The 17,824-nt window shown below is 71.0% G+C and carries 18 protein-coding genes and 2 pseudogenes; 6 read left to right on the forward strand and 14 right to left on the reverse strand.

Annotation, left to right across the window (positions count from 1 at the left end; genetic code table 11):
• Positions 1-69: 69 nt before the first annotated feature.
• Genes AC5FZL_RS03760 through AC5FZL_RS03775 form a run of 4 tightly spaced genes read right to left on the reverse strand, consistent with a single transcriptional unit; the run spans position 70 to position 4,713 of the window.
• Positions 70-1,314 (reverse strand): ABC transporter permease, encoded by a 1,245-nt coding sequence (locus AC5FZL_RS03760; protein ID WP_493617224.1) that lies wholly within the window; start codon positions 1,312-1,314, stop codon positions 70-72.
• Positions 1,314-2,033 (reverse strand): ABC transporter ATP-binding protein, encoded by a 720-nt coding sequence (locus AC5FZL_RS03765; RefSeq protein WP_493617225.1) that lies wholly within the window; start codon positions 2,031-2,033, stop codon positions 1,314-1,316. Before AC5FZL_RS03765 ends, AC5FZL_RS03760 begins: the two co-directional genes overlap by 1 nt.
• Positions 2,030-3,727 (reverse strand): hypothetical protein, encoded by a 1,698-nt coding sequence (locus AC5FZL_RS03770; protein WP_493617226.1) that lies wholly within the window; start codon positions 3,725-3,727, stop codon positions 2,030-2,032. Before AC5FZL_RS03770 ends, AC5FZL_RS03765 begins: the two co-directional genes overlap by 4 nt.
• Positions 3,724-4,713, reverse strand: coding sequence for a hypothetical protein (locus AC5FZL_RS03775; protein ID WP_493617227.1), 990 nt, complete (start codon positions 4,711-4,713; stop codon positions 3,724-3,726). Before AC5FZL_RS03775 ends, AC5FZL_RS03770 begins: the two co-directional genes overlap by 4 nt.
• 929 nt (positions 4,714-5,642) lie before the next feature.
• Here AC5FZL_RS03775 and AC5FZL_RS03780 point away from each other — a divergent pair.
• On the forward strand, positions 5,643-6,656 hold the full coding sequence (locus AC5FZL_RS03780; RefSeq protein WP_493617228.1) for an ATPase, T2SS/T4P/T4SS family: 1,014 nt from the start codon (positions 5,643-5,645) through the stop codon (positions 6,654-6,656).
• 218 nt (positions 6,657-6,874) lie between these two features.
• On the opposite strand, the gene AC5FZL_RS03785 is transcribed toward AC5FZL_RS03780, so the two are convergent.
• Positions 6,875-7,399: a hypothetical protein gene (locus tag AC5FZL_RS03785; protein WP_493617229.1), complete on the reverse strand. Its 525-nt coding sequence runs from the start codon at positions 7,397-7,399 to the stop codon at positions 6,875-6,877.
• Positions 7,396-8,529 carry a TIGR04255 family protein gene (locus AC5FZL_RS03790; RefSeq protein ID WP_493617243.1) on the reverse strand — a complete coding sequence of 378 codons (1,134 nt, stop codon included), beginning with the start codon at positions 8,527-8,529 and terminating at the stop codon, positions 7,396-7,398. The genes AC5FZL_RS03785 and AC5FZL_RS03790 overlap by 4 nt, the downstream gene beginning before the upstream one ends.
• A 169-nt stretch (positions 8,530-8,698) precedes the next feature.
• Here AC5FZL_RS03790 and AC5FZL_RS03795 point away from each other — a divergent pair.
• The 3 genes and pseudogenes from AC5FZL_RS03795 to AC5FZL_RS03805 all read left to right on the forward strand — a co-directional run.
• Positions 8,699-8,833: pseudogene (locus AC5FZL_RS03795) on the forward strand (CpaF family protein); the annotation flags it as partial.
• Entirely contained in the window at positions 8,825-9,037 is a 213-nt protein-coding gene (locus tag AC5FZL_RS03800) for a MazG-like family protein (protein WP_493617244.1), read from the forward strand. The pseudogene AC5FZL_RS03795 and the gene AC5FZL_RS03800, both read left to right, overlap by 9 nt.
• Positions 9,038-9,094: 57 nt before the next feature.
• A complete protein-coding gene (locus tag AC5FZL_RS03805; RefSeq protein ID WP_493617230.1) occupies positions 9,095-10,036 on the forward strand; it encodes an HNH endonuclease in 942 nt (313 codons plus the stop codon).
• A gap of 342 nt (positions 10,037-10,378) precedes the next feature.
• On the opposite strand, the gene AC5FZL_RS03810 is transcribed toward AC5FZL_RS03805, so the two are convergent.
• From AC5FZL_RS03810 to AC5FZL_RS03820, 3 genes are all read right to left on the reverse strand, one after another.
• Entirely contained in the window at positions 10,379-10,912 is a 534-nt protein-coding gene (locus AC5FZL_RS03810) for a hypothetical protein (RefSeq protein ID WP_493617231.1), read from the reverse strand.
• 62 nt (positions 10,913-10,974) lie between these two features.
• Positions 10,975-11,655, reverse strand: coding sequence for a hypothetical protein (locus tag AC5FZL_RS03815; protein ID WP_493617232.1), 681 nt, complete (start codon positions 11,653-11,655; stop codon positions 10,975-10,977).
• Between the two features lie 62 nt (positions 11,656-11,717).
• Positions 11,718-12,728, reverse strand: coding sequence for a GmrSD restriction endonuclease domain-containing protein (locus AC5FZL_RS03820; RefSeq protein WP_493617233.1), 1,011 nt, complete (start codon positions 12,726-12,728; stop codon positions 11,718-11,720).
• A 646-nt stretch (positions 12,729-13,374) separates the two neighbouring features.
• Here AC5FZL_RS03820 and AC5FZL_RS03825 point away from each other — a divergent pair.
• Positions 13,375-13,626: a hypothetical protein gene (locus AC5FZL_RS03825; protein ID WP_493617234.1), complete on the forward strand. Its 252-nt coding sequence runs from the start codon at positions 13,375-13,377 to the stop codon at positions 13,624-13,626.
• Here AC5FZL_RS03825 and AC5FZL_RS03830 read toward each other — a convergent pair.
• Positions 13,596-14,033: a hypothetical protein gene (locus AC5FZL_RS03830; RefSeq protein ID WP_493617235.1), complete on the reverse strand. Its 438-nt coding sequence runs from the start codon at positions 14,031-14,033 to the stop codon at positions 13,596-13,598. The two genes, AC5FZL_RS03825 and AC5FZL_RS03830, sit on opposite strands and share 31 nt — an antisense overlap.
• 764 nt (positions 14,034-14,797) lie before the next feature.
• Here AC5FZL_RS03830 and AC5FZL_RS03835 point away from each other — a divergent pair.
• A complete protein-coding gene (locus AC5FZL_RS03835; RefSeq protein WP_493617236.1) occupies positions 14,798-15,022 on the forward strand; it encodes a hypothetical protein in 225 nt (74 codons plus the stop codon).
• Between the two features lie 15 nt (positions 15,023-15,037).
• Here the strand turns inward: AC5FZL_RS03835 and AC5FZL_RS03840 are convergent, their stop codons facing one another.
• The 4 genes and pseudogenes from AC5FZL_RS03840 to AC5FZL_RS03855 form a co-directional block, all read right to left on the reverse strand.
• On the reverse strand, positions 15,038-15,340 hold the full coding sequence (locus AC5FZL_RS03840; protein ID WP_493617237.1) for a transcriptional regulator: 303 nt from the start codon (positions 15,338-15,340) through the stop codon (positions 15,038-15,040).
• Positions 15,330-15,773: a hypothetical protein gene (locus tag AC5FZL_RS03845; protein WP_493617238.1), complete on the reverse strand. Its 444-nt coding sequence runs from the start codon at positions 15,771-15,773 to the stop codon at positions 15,330-15,332. Before AC5FZL_RS03845 ends, AC5FZL_RS03840 begins: the two co-directional genes overlap by 11 nt.
• Before the next feature lie 196 nt (positions 15,774-15,969).
• Complete coding sequence (locus AC5FZL_RS03850; protein WP_493617239.1) at positions 15,970-17,325, reverse strand: ABC1 kinase family protein; 1,356 nt, start codon at positions 17,323-17,325, stop codon at positions 15,970-15,972.
• A gap of 57 nt (positions 17,326-17,382) precedes the next feature.
• Positions 17,383-17,824 (reverse strand): annotated as a pseudogene (locus AC5FZL_RS03855) (thiamine biosynthesis protein ThiF); the annotation flags it as partial.

Genomic DNA, 17,824 nt, shown 5'->3' on the forward strand with positions numbered 1-17,824 from the left:
GTGTTGCGGGCGGTCGTGCGGCCGTGATCTCCGTGCCGCGCCGTCCCCGCAGGTGCGCTGTGGGCAGCCTCAGACGCCGCCGCGCAGGGCGGTGATCGGCTCGATCGAGGCCGCCTTCATCGCCGGGTAGATCCCCGCCAGGAGCCCGATCACGCCGCCGCCCAGGGCCGAGAGGAGCACGACGCCGAGGTCGAGGATCGGCGTCCAGTCCTGCAGCACCGACACGAGGACCACCACGGCCACGCCGAGCGCCGCGCCGATCAGCCCGCCGAGCAGGCCCACGACGACCGACTCGAGCACGAACTGCCCGCCGATGTCGCGCTTGGTCGCGCCCAGCGCCCGGCGCAGGCCGATCTCCCCGACGCGCTCCATCACCGACAGCAGCGTCACGTTGGCGATGCCGAGGCCGCCGATGAGCAGCGCCACCCCGCCGAGGGCCAGGAAGATCGCGTTGACATCGGCCTGCACGCCCTCGCGCACCTTCGAGCCGGTGGGCGGCACGTCGACGTCGAACTCCTCCGGCGCGTTCGGGTCCAGGGCCACGGGCACCTGCTCGCCCACGACCTCCCCGGCGCCGACGGCGATCCGCAGGTGCAGCTCCTCGGGAGCGGCCAGGCCGAAGTCGGCCCGCGCGGTGCCCTGCGGCAGGACGACGGAGCTGAGCAGGTCGTCGCGCCGCTGCACGCCGTCGACGATGCCGATCACGGTGTAGGAGGCGTCGCCGATGAAGATCGAGGGCTGGCGGTCGACGCGGGAGACGCCGAGCCGCTGCGCCGCGAGCGCGCCGAGGACGACGACCCGGTCGGCGCGCGCGTCGTGGCCGGCGTCGAAGGTGCGGCCGGTCACCACGCGCCCGCGCACGGCGTCGAAGAGGCCGGGCGAGGCCGCGAGCACGGGGACCGCGCTGGCGGCGGGCTGGGAGGGGTCGTTGACCGGGACGGCGGTCACCTCGGCGCCGTCGACGTCCACGGCGGCCACCAGGCCTGCGGCCTCGACGCCGTTCAGCCGCTCGACGCGCTCGGGGGCGTCCCAGGGGAGGCGGCCGGTGGCGCGCTGGGCTCCGCTGGCCGTGCGCGTGGTGGCCGGCTCGGCCATCGCCTGGGTCGCCGCGACGGCGTCGAACGAGCGCGAGATCTGCCCGGCGGCGGTCTGGGCGAGGCCGACGGTGACCACCACCGACGCGATGCCGAGCACGGTGCCGAGGATGGTCAGCACCAGCCGCCCGGGACGGGCGCCGATGCCGAAGGAGGCCTCGGCGACGAGGTCGCGCAGGCCGAAGCGCTCGGCGCGGGCGGCGCGCACCCGGGCGGGCATCAGGTGACCTCGGTGAGGTGGCCGTCTGCGATCCGGATCCGCCGCGAGGCGCGCGCCGAGACCGCCGCGTCGTGGGTGATGACCACGAGGGTGAGGCCGTCGGCGTGCAGCTCGTCGAAGAGGTCCATCACGCCGGCGGAGTTCGCGGAGTCGAGGTTGCCCGTCGGCTCGTCGGCGAGCAGCACGCGCGGCGCGGCGACCACCGCGCGGGCGACGGCGACGCGCTGGCGCTCGCCACCGGACAGCAGCGGCGGCAGGTGCCGGGTGCGGTGGCTGAGCCCGACCCGGTCCAGGGCCGCGTGCGCCCGCTCCACGCGCTCGGCGCGCGGCACGCCGCTGTAGAGCGTGGCCAGCAGCACGTTGTCGAGCACGCTGCGGTGGGGGAGCAGGTGGAAGGACTGGAACACGAAGCCGATCCGGCCCCCGCGCAGCGCCGAGCGGTCACCCTCGGAGGCCGTGCCGGTGGGCACGCCGTCGAGCAGGTACTCCCCGGACGTCGGCCGGTCGAGCAGCCCGAGGATGTGCAGCAGCGTCGACTTGCCCGACCCGCTGGGCCCGACCACGGAGACGTAGTCCCCGGCCTCGACGACGAGGTCGGTCGGGTGCAGCGCCACGAACGGCGGGTCGGTGGGGAAGGTGCGGGTCAGGCCGCGCAGCTCCAGGACCGCACGCCGCCCCGGGGCGTCTCGCGCCTCCAGCGGCGCGTCGAGCAGGCTCACGCCTCGGCGTCCTGCGTGCCCTCGTCCTCGGCGGCGCCCTCCTCGGCGTCCTCCTGGTCGCCGCGGACGCCGACCACCACGAGGTCACCGGCCTCCAGGGCGCGCTCGGCGTCGGTGATCTCGACGTACCCGCCGGCGGCCAGGCCGGTCTCGACGGTGACCAGCTCGGTCTTCCCGCCGCCGGTGACGAGCTCCAGGCGCGACTCCCCGCCGGGTCCCGCGGTGAGGGCGGCGAGCGGGACGGCGAGCACCTCGCCGTCGGTGGAGCTGACGGGGATGCGCACGCGCACGTTGCTGCCCTGCAGCGCGGTCAGCTGCGCGTCGGTCAGCGGGCCGGGGAGCAGCGTGACGGTGGAGCGGCCGGCGTCGCCCGCGCCGCCCCCGCCGTCACCGCCACCGCCCTCGCCACCCGCGCCGCCGTCCTCGCCCTCGGTGGGCTCCTCGGCGGCCCCGCCGGAGCCGGCGGTGATCTCGGTGACCGTGGCGGTGACCTCCTCGCCCTCGACCTCGATGGTGCCGACGGCCCCGACGGCGAGCAGGTCGACGTCCGCCTCGGTGGCCGTGGCGACGATCTCCAGCGTGGCGCCGGAGACGCTCATCACCGGCCCGGTCACGGTGGCGCCGCGCTGGACGCTGACCTCGTCCACCCGTCGCGGCAGGGACGGGAGGAAGACCACCTCGCTGGCCGGCAGCGGCGTCGTGGACGCCGCCTGGGCCTCGCCCAGCGCCGCCTCCGCGTCGTCGAGGGCGCGCTGGGCGGCGGCGACCTGCCCCTGCTGGGCGGAGGTGTCCGGCCTCGCGTCGGCCTCCGCGCGCTGGGCCAGCGCGGTGTCGAGGGTGCCCTGGGCCCGCACCACGGCGGCGGCGCTGCAGCCGCCCTCCGGCCCACCGGTGCACGCGCGCGCCTCGTCGAGCTCGGCGCGGGCCACGGCCACCGCGGCGTCCAGCTCGACGATCCGCGAGCGGGGGGTGCCAGCGCGGGCGGTGGTGAGCTCGCGCTGGGCGGCCGCGACCCCCTCCTCGGCGCCGCGGACGCCGTCGCGCGCGGCCTGCACCGCGGCCGTGGCGTCCTCGCCCGCCGTGGGCGCCTCGTAGCCGACCCGGGCGTAGAGCGCGCGCACGCCCTCGGCGGTCCGCGCGTCGTAGGCCTGGGACCCCGGGTCACCGGCGTCGATGCCCACCGCGGCCATCGCGGCCTTGAACTGGGCGACGTCGGGGCCGGTGACCCCCGCGCGCAGGGTGCGGTAGGTCGGGAGGTCGCCGCTCAGCACGATGACGGGGCGCCCGGCCACCTCGAAGGCGACCGTCGCCGCCTCCAGGGTGGCGCCGACCTCGGGCACCTGGCCGGTGACCACGGCCGGGCCGTCGAGGTCACCGGTCTCGATCCGCACCGAGGCCGGGTCGTCGTAGCGCGCGTCGCCGCGGATGACGACGTCGTTGGCGATCAACCGGCTCTCCACCGGCACCGTGATGTCGCCGGCCACCGGCGGCGCGGCGTCGGCGGCCGCCTGCGCGGGGGAGACGACCAGCCGGCTCAGGCCCAGGCCCGCCGCCAGGCTGACCACCGCCACGAGGGCCATCACGGCGATGGTGCGGTTGCCGCCGGAGAGCCGGGGCAGCGAGCGGGGGAGCCGCTGCCCCAGCGCCCGCGGCACCGCCTGCAGGCGCGTGAGCAGCGTCGCTCGCGGGCTCACTCGCCCGCCTGGGAGTACGCCTCCAGCATGGCGTCGAGCTCGGCGCGGTGGGTGTCGATGAAGTCCTGCTCCAGGGAGAACTGGACCTCCTGGAGACCCTTAGCGTAGCCGGTCTCGTCCTGGCAGGTGCGGTCGGCGACCGCGGTGTCGATCTCCTTCTCGTGCAGCTCGGCCATGGCGGCCTCGTCGGGCACGCCGGTCTCACCGCTGGACTCGTAGAGGGCGTTGAGCTCCTCGGAGAGGCCCATCGACGCCTCGTCGACGGTGGTCATGCCCTCGTAGCCGGCGTCGGCCATGCAGGCGGCCCAGGCGCTGTTGAGCTCGGCGATCTCCGGGTCGTTCGCCACGTCCTCGTAGAGGCTGGTCATCTCCTCCTGCAGCGAGGCGAACTCCGGGTCGCTGAAGGGCTGGCCCTCCTCGTAGACCTCGTGCTGGGCCTTGCCCGAGCAGCCGGCGGTCTGCCAGTCGTACTCGAACTCGGCCTCGGGGTCGCTCTCGTCGATCTCCGGCTGCACCCCGTAGAGGGCCTCGTAGAAGGCCTGCTGCTCCGACTCCGACATCGAGGCCACGTAGTCGGCGTTGGCGTCGACGAACTCCTCCGCCGGCGCCTCGCCCACCGCCTCCTCGGCGGGGGCCGTCATGCCGTAGCCGTTCTCCTTGGCGTACTCCAGGGAGTCGTAGGCGGGGCCGTCCTCGGCCTCCTCGACGACGTCGCCGTACGAGGAGGTGTCCTGGGGCGTGTAGTCGAAGCCCTCCTCGCGCATGCAGGCGGCGGTGATCTCCTCCACCTCGGCGCTCATCGCCTCGAAGTCCTGGCTCGCCATGTCCTCGGTCATGGCGCTGAAGTACTCCTCCAGCGGCCCGACAGCGGGCTCGTCGCCCTTCCCGCTCGTGGTGCCGGCGTCGTCGCCGCCGCACCCGGTGAGCAGGAGGAGCAGCGCGAAGCCGGCGGCTGCGGTCGTGGAGGCCAGGGCGGGTCGCGTCATCGGGAGCCCTTCATCGGTGCCCGACCCCCGGCCGGGCATTAGCAGAGGCGCGACCGATGCGCACCTTGGGCGAACCATGGCAGGCCGTGACTGGGAGTGGAAGGGTTTTGACACGCGTGTTCGGCAGTGTTCGCCGGACCGTGACCCGGGTCGGCGCTGGCGGGCAGGGCCAGCTGGACCGTGGTGAGCTCGCCGCGCTGCACGAGAGTCGCCCGGCCGGGGCGGACGCCGCCCAGGCCCCCGGTGCGGGGCAGGCGGACACCGAGGAGGTCGCCGTCGGCGGCGCCGAGCGGGTGCAGGAGCAGGCCGCAGCGCGCCCGGCGCGCCTCGGGGGCGATCCCGCGGAAGGCGACGGCGAGGTCGGCGCTGGTGCCGGCGACGATGCAGCGACCGGTGGAGGCGCCGCACCGTCCTGCTGCGTCGTCCCGGGCAGGCAGGTGAGCACCGCTCCGCGGACCAGCGGCGGCACCCCCAGGCGCGCGTCCGGTGGCAGGGGTCGGCCGTCGTCCGTGCCGAGCACGGTGCCGGCGGGGGCCTCGACCGCAGTGCGAAGCGGCTCGCGCAGCTCGTCCGCGAGGGTGCCGCGACGGGCTTCCACCGCGACGTCCACCGGCGAGCCGGGACGGCTGGGGTCCACGACCGTGAGCTCGACCCGCATCAGCACCCCCTGCTCCTCGCCCGCCGGCGGCGTGCGCTCCGAGCCTGGCAGCGCCGGGCCTCGCTCTGCCGGCCCGAGCGGCGGGCCTGTGGACGACCGGTGGTGCCCCTCAGGTCACGAGGACGCCGAGTGACGCAGCGTGCGGACGGGTGGCTCCCGGTGAGCCGCCCTGGGCCGTCCGGTCGGTGGTGGCGACGGGCTCGCCCCGTCGTCCACAGCCCCGGAGCGCGGGAGGCCTCCGTGCTCCTAGCGTCGGCGGCCGGAGGTGGGTGTGGACGCGGTCGCGATCGTCGAGGACGAGGTGCGTGAGCTGGTGCGCCGGCGCGCCCTGGACCCTGTGCGCGATCCCGACGGCGTCCGCCGCCTCGTCGAGGAGGTCATCGCCGAGTACGACGACCGGGCGCTGACCGGCCTGCTGCCTGCTCTGCCCGACCCCGCCGCTGCGGCGCGCGCGGTCCTGGACGCCGTGGCCGGGCTCGGCCCGCTGCAGCGCTACCTCGACGACCCCGAGGTCGAGGAGGTGTGGGTCAACGAGCCGGGCAAGGTGTTCATCGCTCGGGCGGGCCGGTCCGAGCTGACGACGACGATCCTGGGCGAGCAGGAGGTGCGCGACCTTGTCGAGCGGATGCTCAAGAGCTCCGGGCGCCGGGTGGACCTCAGCTCTCCGTTCGTCGACGCGACGCTGGCCGACGGCAGCCGGCTGCACGTGGTCATCCCCGACATCACGCGGCGTCACTGGGCGCTGAACAGCCGCAAGTTCGTCGCCCGCGCCAGCCGCCTGGAGGACCTGGTCACCCTCGGGGCGCTGACCCCCGGCTGCGCGACCTTCCTCGACGGCGCCGTCGCTGCGGGCCCGAACATCGTCGTCTCCGGCGGCACGCAGGCAGGCAGGACGACGCTGCTGAACTGCCTCGGTGCGTCGGTGCCGCCGCGGGAGCGCGTGATCACTTGCGAGGAGGTCTTCGAGCACACGAAGCAAGCTCTAGGGGACGTGCACCCAACTTGCGATCGCGGCGAAGGCCTCCTGGGCTGCCTTGCTGCGCCTGCTTGCCGTCGTCATGTCGAAAGCGACCGCATGCCAAGGGCTCTGGGGAACAGGATCCTTCATGAAGCCTTGCTGAGCAGACGCTCCCGAGGTCAGCCGCTTGAGACGCCGAGCGTCACCAGCGGTAAAGCTAGCGATGGCGTACGTCAGGTCGAACTCGACCACGAGCGCCTCCACGGCCGTCAGGCCCTGAGCAGCGATGACGGACGCGATGGCGACAGACATGCACGGCCCATCTAGGTCGTACCTCGTCCTCGCTACATCCTCGCTTTGATCTTGGAATGCTTGGGCTCGCAGTGGAGGCAGTGAGCCGTCCGCTCCACGGCTCCCGGAGTTCGAGGAAGGAATGAAGCGGTACAGGATCTCGTCGTCGGGTATGCCCTCAGGGTCGTCGATCAGAGCTCTTGGCACGGGGATCCTGAAAACTCTGGCGGACTAACCGCAAGCGGGCAGTGAATTCAGCCGTGGCGCAGTCGCCAAGCCCACTTCTCGAGCCCGTCCGGCTCCTCGCCGAAAGGTCCCTCAAATTCGTACTGGGCCATCCGGTCCAAGATGTACGTGTCCAGCTTCCCGGCCGCGTCTGCCTCCACCTGCAAAACTATGTTGTCAGAGCGCCATTCAAGAATCAGGCCGCCATCGGGGGTCGGGCCAATGAACGGGGCCGGGGCAGCCTCCCAGACGGGGTACATCAGCACCTGGATCGCTCCAATCAAAGCATCCCTGGTGACACGCTTGGCGCCTTCGCCATCCCAATCCTCTGGAAGGGCCACCACGTTGCTCAATGCTTTGATGGTGGATTCCATCCAACTCGGCATTTGGTACGGAAAAGCCACATTGAACTTGGCAACGTCATACGGCAGGGCAACACGAACGGCCGCGGTGGAGGCGGCGACGAGTCGATTGAAGCTGGTCTTGGCTCCGGCGTACCAGGATGAGCTGCTGAGTGAGTAATCGGCGCCATTGCCGATGGCCAGAGCGCTCATGACGTCCTCCCCCAAGTCTCTTGTGCCGCGCTGGTGGTGATCTGCGTAAACGCTGTAACGATACTCTTCCGGCTCTGGTCTAGCAAGCCCAAAATGTCGGATAACTCGCCGCTAACCGGACGGCCACGAGCCGTGAGATTCAAAATGAAGATCGGCGAGTCGTCTTCAACCTTGAATCCTGGCTGTAGGTCGACGTGAAGGCGGCCTTCTGTGTTGGGAAGGAGGTACTGCGCATGCCAAGTGACGTTTTCGGCTGTGAGGTCGTCAATTACAGGCAGAGTCGTCGCAGGGCCCAGAACTTTTCCCACATCGGCATGCGTTTGCCAGAGGGAGGGGTGAGGTGAAATCTGATTAATGTATGTCACCTCACATTGTTCAGGGACTAAATTTGCCCCTTGCCCAATGCACCAATCTCGAAGCGAGCTGTACCACTTTATGAAGGCTTCCCGGCGTGGCCCCCAGCGCGAGTACTCCTGTGCTGGTTCTGTCTTGCGCCAGTTGCAGGCGAACCAGTTTGGTTGCAACTGAATCAGCTCGCTGTCGTCCTGGCTCGTAAACCACAGTCGCGGGGACGGAAGCATCATGGGGAGATTGAAGTTAAACGTCATTGCGGAACGGCGTGCGTTCAACTCTTCGACGGGCGGCTCGTAGGGCGGCTGGGCGCTCATAGACGGGAACTGCTCCCGTAGGTGCGTGTGCCACCACGCGCCGAATGAGGTCACGACCTCAAGGGGTAGCGATGCGAAGCGCACCGCTACCACGACCTCCGTGACTGGGGGATGACGGTAGGACACGAGGTCAGGTATCACGTCTGACCCGTGCTGCCGAGCGCTCCGCGGTCCAGGCTCATGCACCACGATCGGCACCATACGCGTGTTCCCTGAGGTCTCACGAACCTGCCCCTCCAGCTGGCTACTGCGTCCGTGGCGACGGATCTCCGTTGAGCGTGACGTAGTGCCACTCCGTCCCGCATGGTGCGGTAGGACGTGCTGATCGTGACTGTGCAGGATTGCATCGGCTCTCGCGCAGAGCACGAGGCCACGCCGCAGGAGGTGTGGCGCGGGTAGTCGCTCGTCTAGGGCGACGCGCACCACGGCGGCCTCATGGACCGCGGCGACGCCGACGCGCATCGTGCCCTTGACTGCGATGCGGTCGGACGTGAAGTACACGCTGCGGTCGGTGTCGATCTTGGCGTCGTCGCGGACCACGAGGTGGACCCGGTCGCCCGGGATGCCCCAGACCACGTCGGCCTACAGGGGAAGGGTGCTCGTTCGCGTGTGCAACTGTGTCAGGTAGGTGCTGCGGCTGCCCCTGCGCGACGTCGTGGCGCTGCAGTGCCGCCAGCCGAGCCTGGAGGGCGCGGGTGAGGTGCCGCTGCGCCGCCTCGTGAAGGAGGCGCTGCGGATGCGGCCGGACCGCCTCGTCTTGGCCGACGAGGAGCCACGCGCCAGTCGAGTCCGCGAGGAGATCGCCGACGTTCTGGCCTACCTCCTCCGGTTGGCGGACGTGCTCGGCGTCGACGTGGAGGAGGCCTTATGCGCGAAGATCGAAGCGAACGGGCGGCGGTGCCCTGTCGCCACGTCGCGCGGCACCGCCGCCAAATGCACCGACCTGCCGCCTACCCCCGAGCCGCGCTGACCCTTGACACGGCGCACCGTCCATCCAGCGTCGCTAGATGTGACAGAGGATGGCCCGATGCGGCTCTTCCAGATGTCCACGCAGCAAGGTGACGCGGTTCAAAACGCAGCGTTCGCGCTGGACCAGATTCGATCTTTGGCGCCCATCGCTGCGGAGCTCGCCGCAGTGGGCGTCTCGCAGGCCGCTAAGCGGGACGGGCACGCGTGGGGTTTCAAGGACCGCACGGTCTTCACCCAGCAGTCCATGCCGCAGGTGGGTGACGTCGCGCTGCGCGTCGAGCCGGGTGGCCAACTGCGGCACCTGTACACGGTCCTAGCTGCGTTCCGCACCCGGCCAGAGCTCGCCTACGCCGTCAACGGCCGGCAATGGATCGAGGACACACCCGGCCACTTCAAGCACACGGTGATCTTCGAGCCGCTACTCGCGATCGATAGTCGCCCGTACGTGAGCGCGATGCAGCAGTTCAACGGCGCCTTCACGCCTGGCTTCAACTTCAAGGGCCGGTACTTGGACGACCTCGGCAGCGCAGCGACGGTCGTGGAGTCGCTGCTCGGCCGTCCCTCGGGTGGGTCCTTCGACGCCGCTCCGGCGCATGTAGCCATCAAGGCAGACCAGCGCGATCGGCCGAGGCGACTGGCGGAGCGCCTGACACGGCCGAGCAACGCCCCGTTTCGAGCGGCGGTCTTCCAAGCTCAACGGGACGCCAATGGGAGGCTGGAGTGCGCCGCCTGCGGCATCGCCGACGAGGACCTCCTGGAGGCGGCGCACTTGATCGACCAGGGGTTCGCCGCGGACGAGTGGTGGAACGGCCTGCCGATGTGCCGCAACCACCACCGCCTGTTCGACCTCGGCCGACTGCAGCTGGAGCCAACGACACTTCGGTGGACCGCCGCAGGGGGCATCCCTGCCGGCTGGGGCGTCACCAAAGCTGACGTCCATGGCTTGACGCGCTCCGTGGCTCAAGACGCGGTGGCTTGGAAGTGGGACAGCGATCGATGATCGCGGCCCGGGCGGTCCTTGAGTAGATGCGCCCTCGGCGGCACATGAGGGGGTTCCCGCGACTCGGTCCCAGCGGCGCCACTTCGAGCAGCGAAGGCCTACCCATGGCGGCAAGGGGCACCGGGCCACCGGCAGCCTGCGTCCGTTCCCCTCGATCGGTCTATCGGCTCCCGTCATCCGGGCACGCCTACGCTCATCAGGCCAACGCCGACTCCGCCTCCGCGGCCGAGCTCGTGCAGGCCGGCTACGTTGCGGAGCGCCGCGTCTCCTCAGCCCTGACCAGGAGGCGCTAGGTGGCGGCTGTGACGCGAGGTTGAGCTCCTAGCCTGCAGGCCCCAGTCCCTATGGTCCTGCCACGTTGACAACTACCAGCGTGTCCGCAGGGAGCGCTGCCCGCAGAGCGCACAAGCGGTGGCTCCCGTCGTCAAGACGTCCACCCTGCGGTGTGTTTTGAACCCGGATGGGATTGAGCAAAAACTCTCTGACCGCCTTCACGTCCTGATCCTGGAGGCGGCTGGACAACTGTTCGACGGCCACCTCGAGGTCGTCTATGGATCGCCCGGCATGTGTGTTCAATAAGGCGTTGGCACTGCGAACGATCTCCGCTGGGTCAAACATCTGGTGCCAAGGGCACCCGCTTTCTTTGCCGACGTGGCCCTTTTTCTGCATGAACAAGTCAATAGTCCGTGCGTCGTCAAGAGAGGCGGTGGGGGGCAGTTCGCCGCTCGCGCGTTCCTCATCAAGAAACGAGTCAGACCAAAAAAGCCATGCTTTGCAGCGAATCACATCATCGATGTGACTTATCGCTCTATCAAAATAAACGGGCATGGGCAGTTGGTCAAGCCTGCGCAACTCCATGCCTTTGCTCCATGACATGGCGTAATTCTATCGGGCGGGACGACGTGTCCAGCGTCGCACCAACTACGGACAAGCGGTGGTTAGGAGCGGTCGACGTGCTCCGGGCGGATGTTGCTGGACCACTGTCGAGCTGTGGGCCCGGCGACACCGTGCCGCCAGCAGTGGGTGTAGGCCCACCACCACTGGCTGACCGAGGCTGCGATCACCTCGTTCATCTCCAAGCGCGCTTCGTCATGCTCGCTCGAGGCAAGGCGGTGCAGCAGTGGTGGATCGCCGTCCAGCACGATCGACTCCACGCCATCCCACAACTGATGTGGGCTCGGGCGATCCTTCGGCCCCTGCGCCAGAGCGTCGAGGTAGAAGTACCTGCCTTGCATGCCGTAGTCCCCGACCGTCGCAAGGACCCGGTGCATCAACGGGTCGCCATGGACGGCGTCCAGCAGCCCGCGGACGTAGGGAGTGGCTGGCGACCGTTCCACGCGTGCGCGGAGGGCGTCGCGTGCCTGGCGATCGAGCTTGACCACGTCGTGTACCCGTTGCGGCTTGGGCCACGTGCCCTCGGCGTCGAGCGCGATGAGGCCGATCGTCAGCTTCGCCATCTTTTCCATGCCGATGGCGAGGCAGGCGAAGAGCGGGTCGGCGTCAAGGGGGCCGTACCTGTAGGCCCGGATCATTCGCAGGCCGTGAGCTAAGTGGGCCGCTACGGCGTCCACCTCCATAATTAGCGGCCTGGCAAAGCGTGCGCGTTCGAGGTCGCTCATTCCTTGGCCCATGGCTTAGCCCTTCGCTTCGCGCATCAGCGGCGCTTCCGGCGGATGGTTACTCAGGTGTCGCAGCCAATGCCGTCCTTGTCGCGGTCGAACTTGTCCTGCCAGCCGGGGTCGCCGGGGTGGATGGGAGCGGCTCCGGCGGCCTTGACCTCGCTGCAGTTGGCGTAGGAAGCGCCGGCCGGGGCGGGAGCGGGCTCAGGGGCTGGCGGCGGTGCAGCAGGGGCCGGTGCGGCGGGTGCCGGTGCAGCAGGTGCTGGCGCGGCCGCCTTGGGGGCTGCGGGCACGGGCTTGGGCGCAGGGCTCGCCGACTTGGTCGGCGCGGGCTCGGGGATGTTGGCGACGACCCCGCCGGGCAGCGGCTCGTCCGGGCACGTGGCGAGGATCGTGGCGCTGGCGTTCTTCTCCGCCTGGGTCATCCACAGCCCGTAGCTGACCTTCACCGCGACCTGACGGGCGATGTAGGTACAGCGGAAAGCCTTGTTCGGCGGCAGCCAGGTGGCGGCGTCTCCGTCGCCCTTGGAGGCATTGAGGGGGCCGTCGACGGCGAGGAGGTTCAGCGGGTCGTTGGCGAAGGCGGTGCGCTTGGCGCCGTCCCACTGCTGGGCGCCCTTCTGCCAGGCGTCGGAGAGCGCGACGACGTGGTCGATTTGGACGTCGTTGCTGGTGTCCTGGCCGCGCTGGAAGGGGATCGACTTGGGCGTGTAGGGGTCGGCGAGGGTTCCGGTGAGGACGACGCAGTCGCGGGTGTCGGGCTTGAACGTCTCGGCCGTGAGGTCGCGGGCGAGGATGTCGTTGCGGGTGTCGCAGCCGTTGCGATCCGTGTCGACCCAGCCGGAGCCGAACATGTCCCGGTCGTAGCCGGTACGCGGGGCGCGCCCCTTGACCTCGACAGCCGCCAGGGCTGCGAGGGCAGATGTGCGGCCGGCTTGGGTGATGGCTCCGGTGGCGTCGCCATCACTAAGGAGCCCGGTGGTGGCGAGCGCGTCGATCGGCGCGACTTGCTCGTCCACCTCCTCCGCTGCGGCCGCGGCGTCAGCGGCCGCAGCGGCCGCTTCCTTGTCCACGGTTGGTGAGGCGGTGGGCTTCTTGATCTCCGTGTCAGCCGCTGCAGAGACGGGAGAAGGGTCGGGAGCCGTTGCGCCGCCGGCGATTAGAGCGACGAGCCCGACTGTGGCCACTGCTGCCCCGACCTTGCGGCTGGCGATGAACGCCCACCGAGCGCGGCCAACGGCGGCAGCTCCGAGGCCGACTAGGAGCCCCGAGAAGCCGAGCATGATCAAACCTCCACTGATGCCCCCGGTGGCCAAGCCGGTGACCGTGAACAGCAGCACGAAGAAGCCGACGACGCCCAAGGTGATCCACTGCAGAACCGACCTCGCGTGACGGGGCCGCTCGCGCCGCGGGGTGGGGGGGTCTTCGACCCAGAGCTGCCAGCCTTGAGGCGGCGGACCCCACGAGGGGTCGGGCTGCCAGCCTGAATCCGGCGCCCATCCTTGCGGTGGCGCCGGCCAGTTCGGCGGCGGGTTGAAGCGAGCGGCCACGATGCCCCCAAGACGTAACGGTGAGAGCGCGACCGTATGCGCCGCGGTTTGTCTCCCGTTGGCGAACGCAGATGTCGATCGACGACACGCCTACACCGTGCGTAGCGACGTGCCACCGCCCAAGGGATCCACGCTGGTGCCGTCCACATGGCGGCGCCATCCTGCGAACATGGCCGGCTTCGTCCGCACCGAGCTCAGTGCCCGCGCGCAGCGGGAGGTCGAGCGTGCCCGCCGCGATGGCCCGTTCTCGCTAGGCCGCCGGTTCAGGGACACCCCGGGGATCGTGCAGCGCGACAGCGAGAGCATCGACCTGGTGTCGCTGGAGGAGTACGAGGACCGCTACTGGTGGCCGCCATCGACTCCGTCCGAGCAGCCCAGGACCTGGCTCGACTACTTCAGCGGGACGCGGCGCTCAGAGTAAACACGTCGGCCATCAGCTCGCTCCACCCAGGCGCGCAACTGGGGCAGGCTGTGTCGACCCTCCCCGGCCGCACGGGCGACGTCATCGCCGCGGATGTAGAACGTGGCGTTCGCGTGAGGCTCGACTCGAGCTGGCAGTTCGGTGGAGACAGGTACGCGCCTTAATACGTACATGCTCGTACCGTCAGGGGCTTCGATGCCCCAGTTGGTGACGGTGGCTGGCCCACGGCCCACGTTGACGACGTCAATCCGCAAGTAGTGGGCAGGCTCGCCAAGAACCTCAAGGTCGCCGACGGAGTTGGTGGTGCGCACCCGCAGCAGCGGTCCATTGCTGCGCCATGTCCACGCCTGCCAGGCCAGCGAAGCAACGCTCAAGAGCAGTGCGGTGATCGAGACGGCGAGGCTCATGCTCGCAAGTTAGATGTCAGGGCTGACACGCTCCCGACGCATCCGAACAAGCGTTCGATGCGTCGCACTCTTGGGTGATGGCGGGAGGGCAGAACAAGCCGACGACCCCGCTGCCCGCGTGGCTCACTGAGGGCAACGAGGCTCGACGTGCCGTTCAGGCCGCCCGTCGCACCCAGCGCCAGGTCCACTGCTGGGTCCACGGCGCCGAAGAAGACTGTCCCGGGATCGTCTTGGAGTGGCGACGGGAGGGTGCAGGCGGGATGGCTCGCGCTGCATGGACCACCGACGGCTGCCGGCTCGTTGTGGCATGGGTCGAGGCGGAGGTCGTGGAGCCGGCGTAGGGCGCCGGTCGTCGCGGGATTGCCTCGGGGTCAGCGGTTTGGGGCGAACCGCCTGGACTACTCGTCTACCTCACTCATGCAGATGCCGCGAAACCCTTCCCGGTCGCGACCAACCGGCATGCCAGTGATGTCGGACATGCCTTCCGCTGCCTCCATGTAGTTGTCCATGCATGCCTCGACCGGGTCACTGGGGCCGCACCCCGGCGTGCCGACGGTGACGGCGCAAAGGGCCACCCCAAGCCAAATCCGGCGCGATGTCCGACTGGTCATCTTCATGATCGGTCCATCGGTACGGCCCCCGGCTCTCTCGACCATGGCCCCCACGCGCCCTCCTAACGGGTGCATGTGACGCCCCTGGAGCGCGGGCCAGGGCCTTGGCCCGGTGCTGTCACGTGACAACACCGTGTCACCAAGGGCGCCTCGGTGCGCGCGAGCGTCACCGAGCACGTGGCACTGGTCGGAGCCGCCGACCGGTACGCGGGCTTCGCGGTGGCCCCGGGCACCGGCACCTCCGACGGCCGCACCGCCGAGGTCACGCTGGTCGCGGTGGTCCCGCTGCCGCTGCTGCCCCCGGTGGTCGAGGGCTGGGAGGACGGCGTCCCGCTGGGGGTCACCGCCCGGGCCCGCGCCGGCCTCGTCGCCCCTTGACGGGGCCTGCACGGCTCAGGCATCCGCGGCGGCGATGATCTGCTGCAGCGCCGCGACGTGGGCGGCGTAGGCGCTGGCTCCGTCGCGGGTGAGGGAGAGCCAGACCCGGCTGCGGGCGTCGCGCACGGCGCGCTCCTGCCGGACGTAGCCGGCGTCGGCGAGCTGCGCCAGGTGCTTGCTCAGCGCTGACTTCGACAGGCCGAGGTGCTCCTGGAGGACGCCGAACTCCACCTTCTGGGCGGCGCTGAGCATGGCGCAGATCCGCAGCCGCGCAGGGGCGTGGATGACCTCGTCGAACGCCGGGGCGTCAGCGGCCATGGCCGTACGCCCTCCGGTACGCGTGGCCGGTGCGCAGCACGACCGCAGCCCCCACGACCGCGGCGACAATCCACATCCACCACGCTCCGGTGGTCTCCGCGACGACCAGCGCCAGCACGGCGGTGCCCAGGAGGGCCAGCACGAACGGACCGACGTCCTTCGCGCTGACCGACACCCAGGCGACCCCGGGGCGGCGGAACCAGTACCGGCCGCCGAGGACGCACGCCGCCACCACGACGGCGAAGGTGGCCGAGCGGGCGTCGGACCGGTCGAGCAGCTGCGCGAGGAACAGGCACGCCACGAGGGTGGCCTGCGCGACGAAGAACCACCGGGGGAGCGGCGGGTAGCGGACCGCGCTCTCGTCCTCGCCCAGCTGGGCGAGCGCCTCGCGGGCCTCCTGCGCCGTCGGGGAGCGACCGGGACCGGTTTCCATGGCGGGAACGGTACTGGCGAGTTTCCCCTGGCGCAACAGTGGCTTCACGCCCGGTCTGCTGCTTCACGCTCGGCGTGCTGGCCCGAGGCGCCCGAACGCACCGCCAGGCGCAGCCGAACGGGCGTGGAGCAGCACGGCGGGTGCGAAGCAGGGCCGCGGCCACCCCCGCGAGGAGGGGCACTGGCGGGGAAGCGCCTCAGTCGAGGGCCGGTTCGGCCAGCTCGTCCTCGTCGTAGAACTCCGGCGCCACGAACTCCGGCAGGTGCGCCTCGAGCACCGCGACGGCGTCCACCTCGCCGCCGAGCTGGCACATCACGCCGATCCCGCCCAGCCACACCCGGTGGATGAGCACGTACTCCGGCGGCAGGTTCACCTTGAGCCCGACCGACCACTCCGGCCGGTCGGTGTCGTTGATGACCTTGAAAAGCGACTGCAGCCAGGCGCGGTCGAAGCGGAAGACGTCGTGGCGCAGCGGCTCGATGAAGGGGGAGATGTAGTCGAGGAGGTCCTCGGCGTCGACGTCGATCGTGTCCTTGACGAACCCCTCGTCGCGCAGGCCGTCGAGCACCTCGTCGGCCTCGTCGAGCAGGGCGGCGGACAGGAGCCGCCCGACGGGCAGCGGCATGCCGTCCGGCAGGCGGTTGACGGCGCCGAAGTCCAGGACGCCGAAGCGGCCGTCGGGCGTCAGGCGGAAGTTGCCCGGGTGCGGGTCGGCGTGCAGGAGCCCGGCGCGCTCGGGACCGGTGAGGAGGAACTCCAGGTAGCGGGCCGCGGCCACGTCGCGCTGCTCCTGCGTGCCCTCGGCGATGATCCGCGAGAGCGGCACCCCGTCGAGCCACTCGGTCACGAGCACCCGGTCCGCGCCGTGGACGACGCGGGGGATCGCGTAGCCGTCGTCGTCGGCGAAGGCCTCGGCGAAGGCGGTCTGCGCCTGCGCCTCGTAGCGGTAGTCGACCTCCTCGGCGATCCTCTCCTTGAGCTCGTCGAGGATCGGCCCCAGCTCCAGCCCGGGCACCCAGCCGGCGGCGAGGCGGACGACGCGCGAGACCTGGTTGAGGTCGGAGACCAGCGCCTCCCCGGCGCCGGGGTACTGCACCTTGACGGCGACCTCGCGCCCGTCGGACCACACCGCCCGGTGCACCTGGCCGACCGAGGCGGCCGCGGCCGGGGCGTCGGAGAACTCCGTGAACAGCGCGCGCCAGTCCGCGCCGAGCTCGCGCGCCAGGACGGCGTGCACCGTCGCGGCGGGCATCGGCGGGGCGGCGTCCTGGAGCTTGGTCAGCGTGGCCCGGTAGGGCCCGGCCACCTCCTCGGGCAGGGCCGCCTCGAAGATGCTCAGCGCCTGGCCGAACTTCATCGCCCCGCCCTTGAGCTGGCCGAGCACCTTGAACAGCTGCTCGGCCGTGGCGGCCTGCACCGAGGCCGCGACCTCCTCCGAGGAGCGCCCCCCGACGCGCTTGCCCAGGCCCAGCGCCTGCCGCCCGGCGAAGGCTGCGGGCAGGGCTGCCAGGCGCAGGCCGCGGCCGATGGCGCTGCGGGGGATCTCGCTCACCCGCCCATCCTCGCCCCGCTGCCGCCACCACGCCGTCCGTGCGGCCCGTGGCGCTCGTCACGCCGGCTTCCGCCACGTGCAGCCGCACGCGGGGTGCGGTGTCCACGGCCGCAGCGCCACCACCCCCTCGGGCAGGGACGCCTCCAGCGTCGCGTCGAGCGCGGCGGGCGCCTGGACGCCGTCCAGCTGGGCGAGCACCTGCACGCCCGCCAGCGCGGCGGCCAGCGCCGCGAGCGAGGTCTCCTCCGGGCGCGCGGCACCGCCGGGCAGCGCCGTGGAGAGCTGGGAGACCAGCCGCGGCCACTCCGGGTCGCGGTCGGCGCGGTGCAGGTCGACGCAGCGCAGGCAGGTCGAGGCACCGGGGCGCACGAGCGGCCCGACCACCGCGGAGCTCTCGCGCCACAGCACCGGCAGGTGCGCGACCTCCTCGCGCACGAGGGCCTCGGTGCGGGTGGGGTCGAGCGCGCCGGCCCCGACCAGGGCCACGACGTCGGGGCGC

Source organism: Quadrisphaera sp. DVD1, assembly GCF_058932755.1.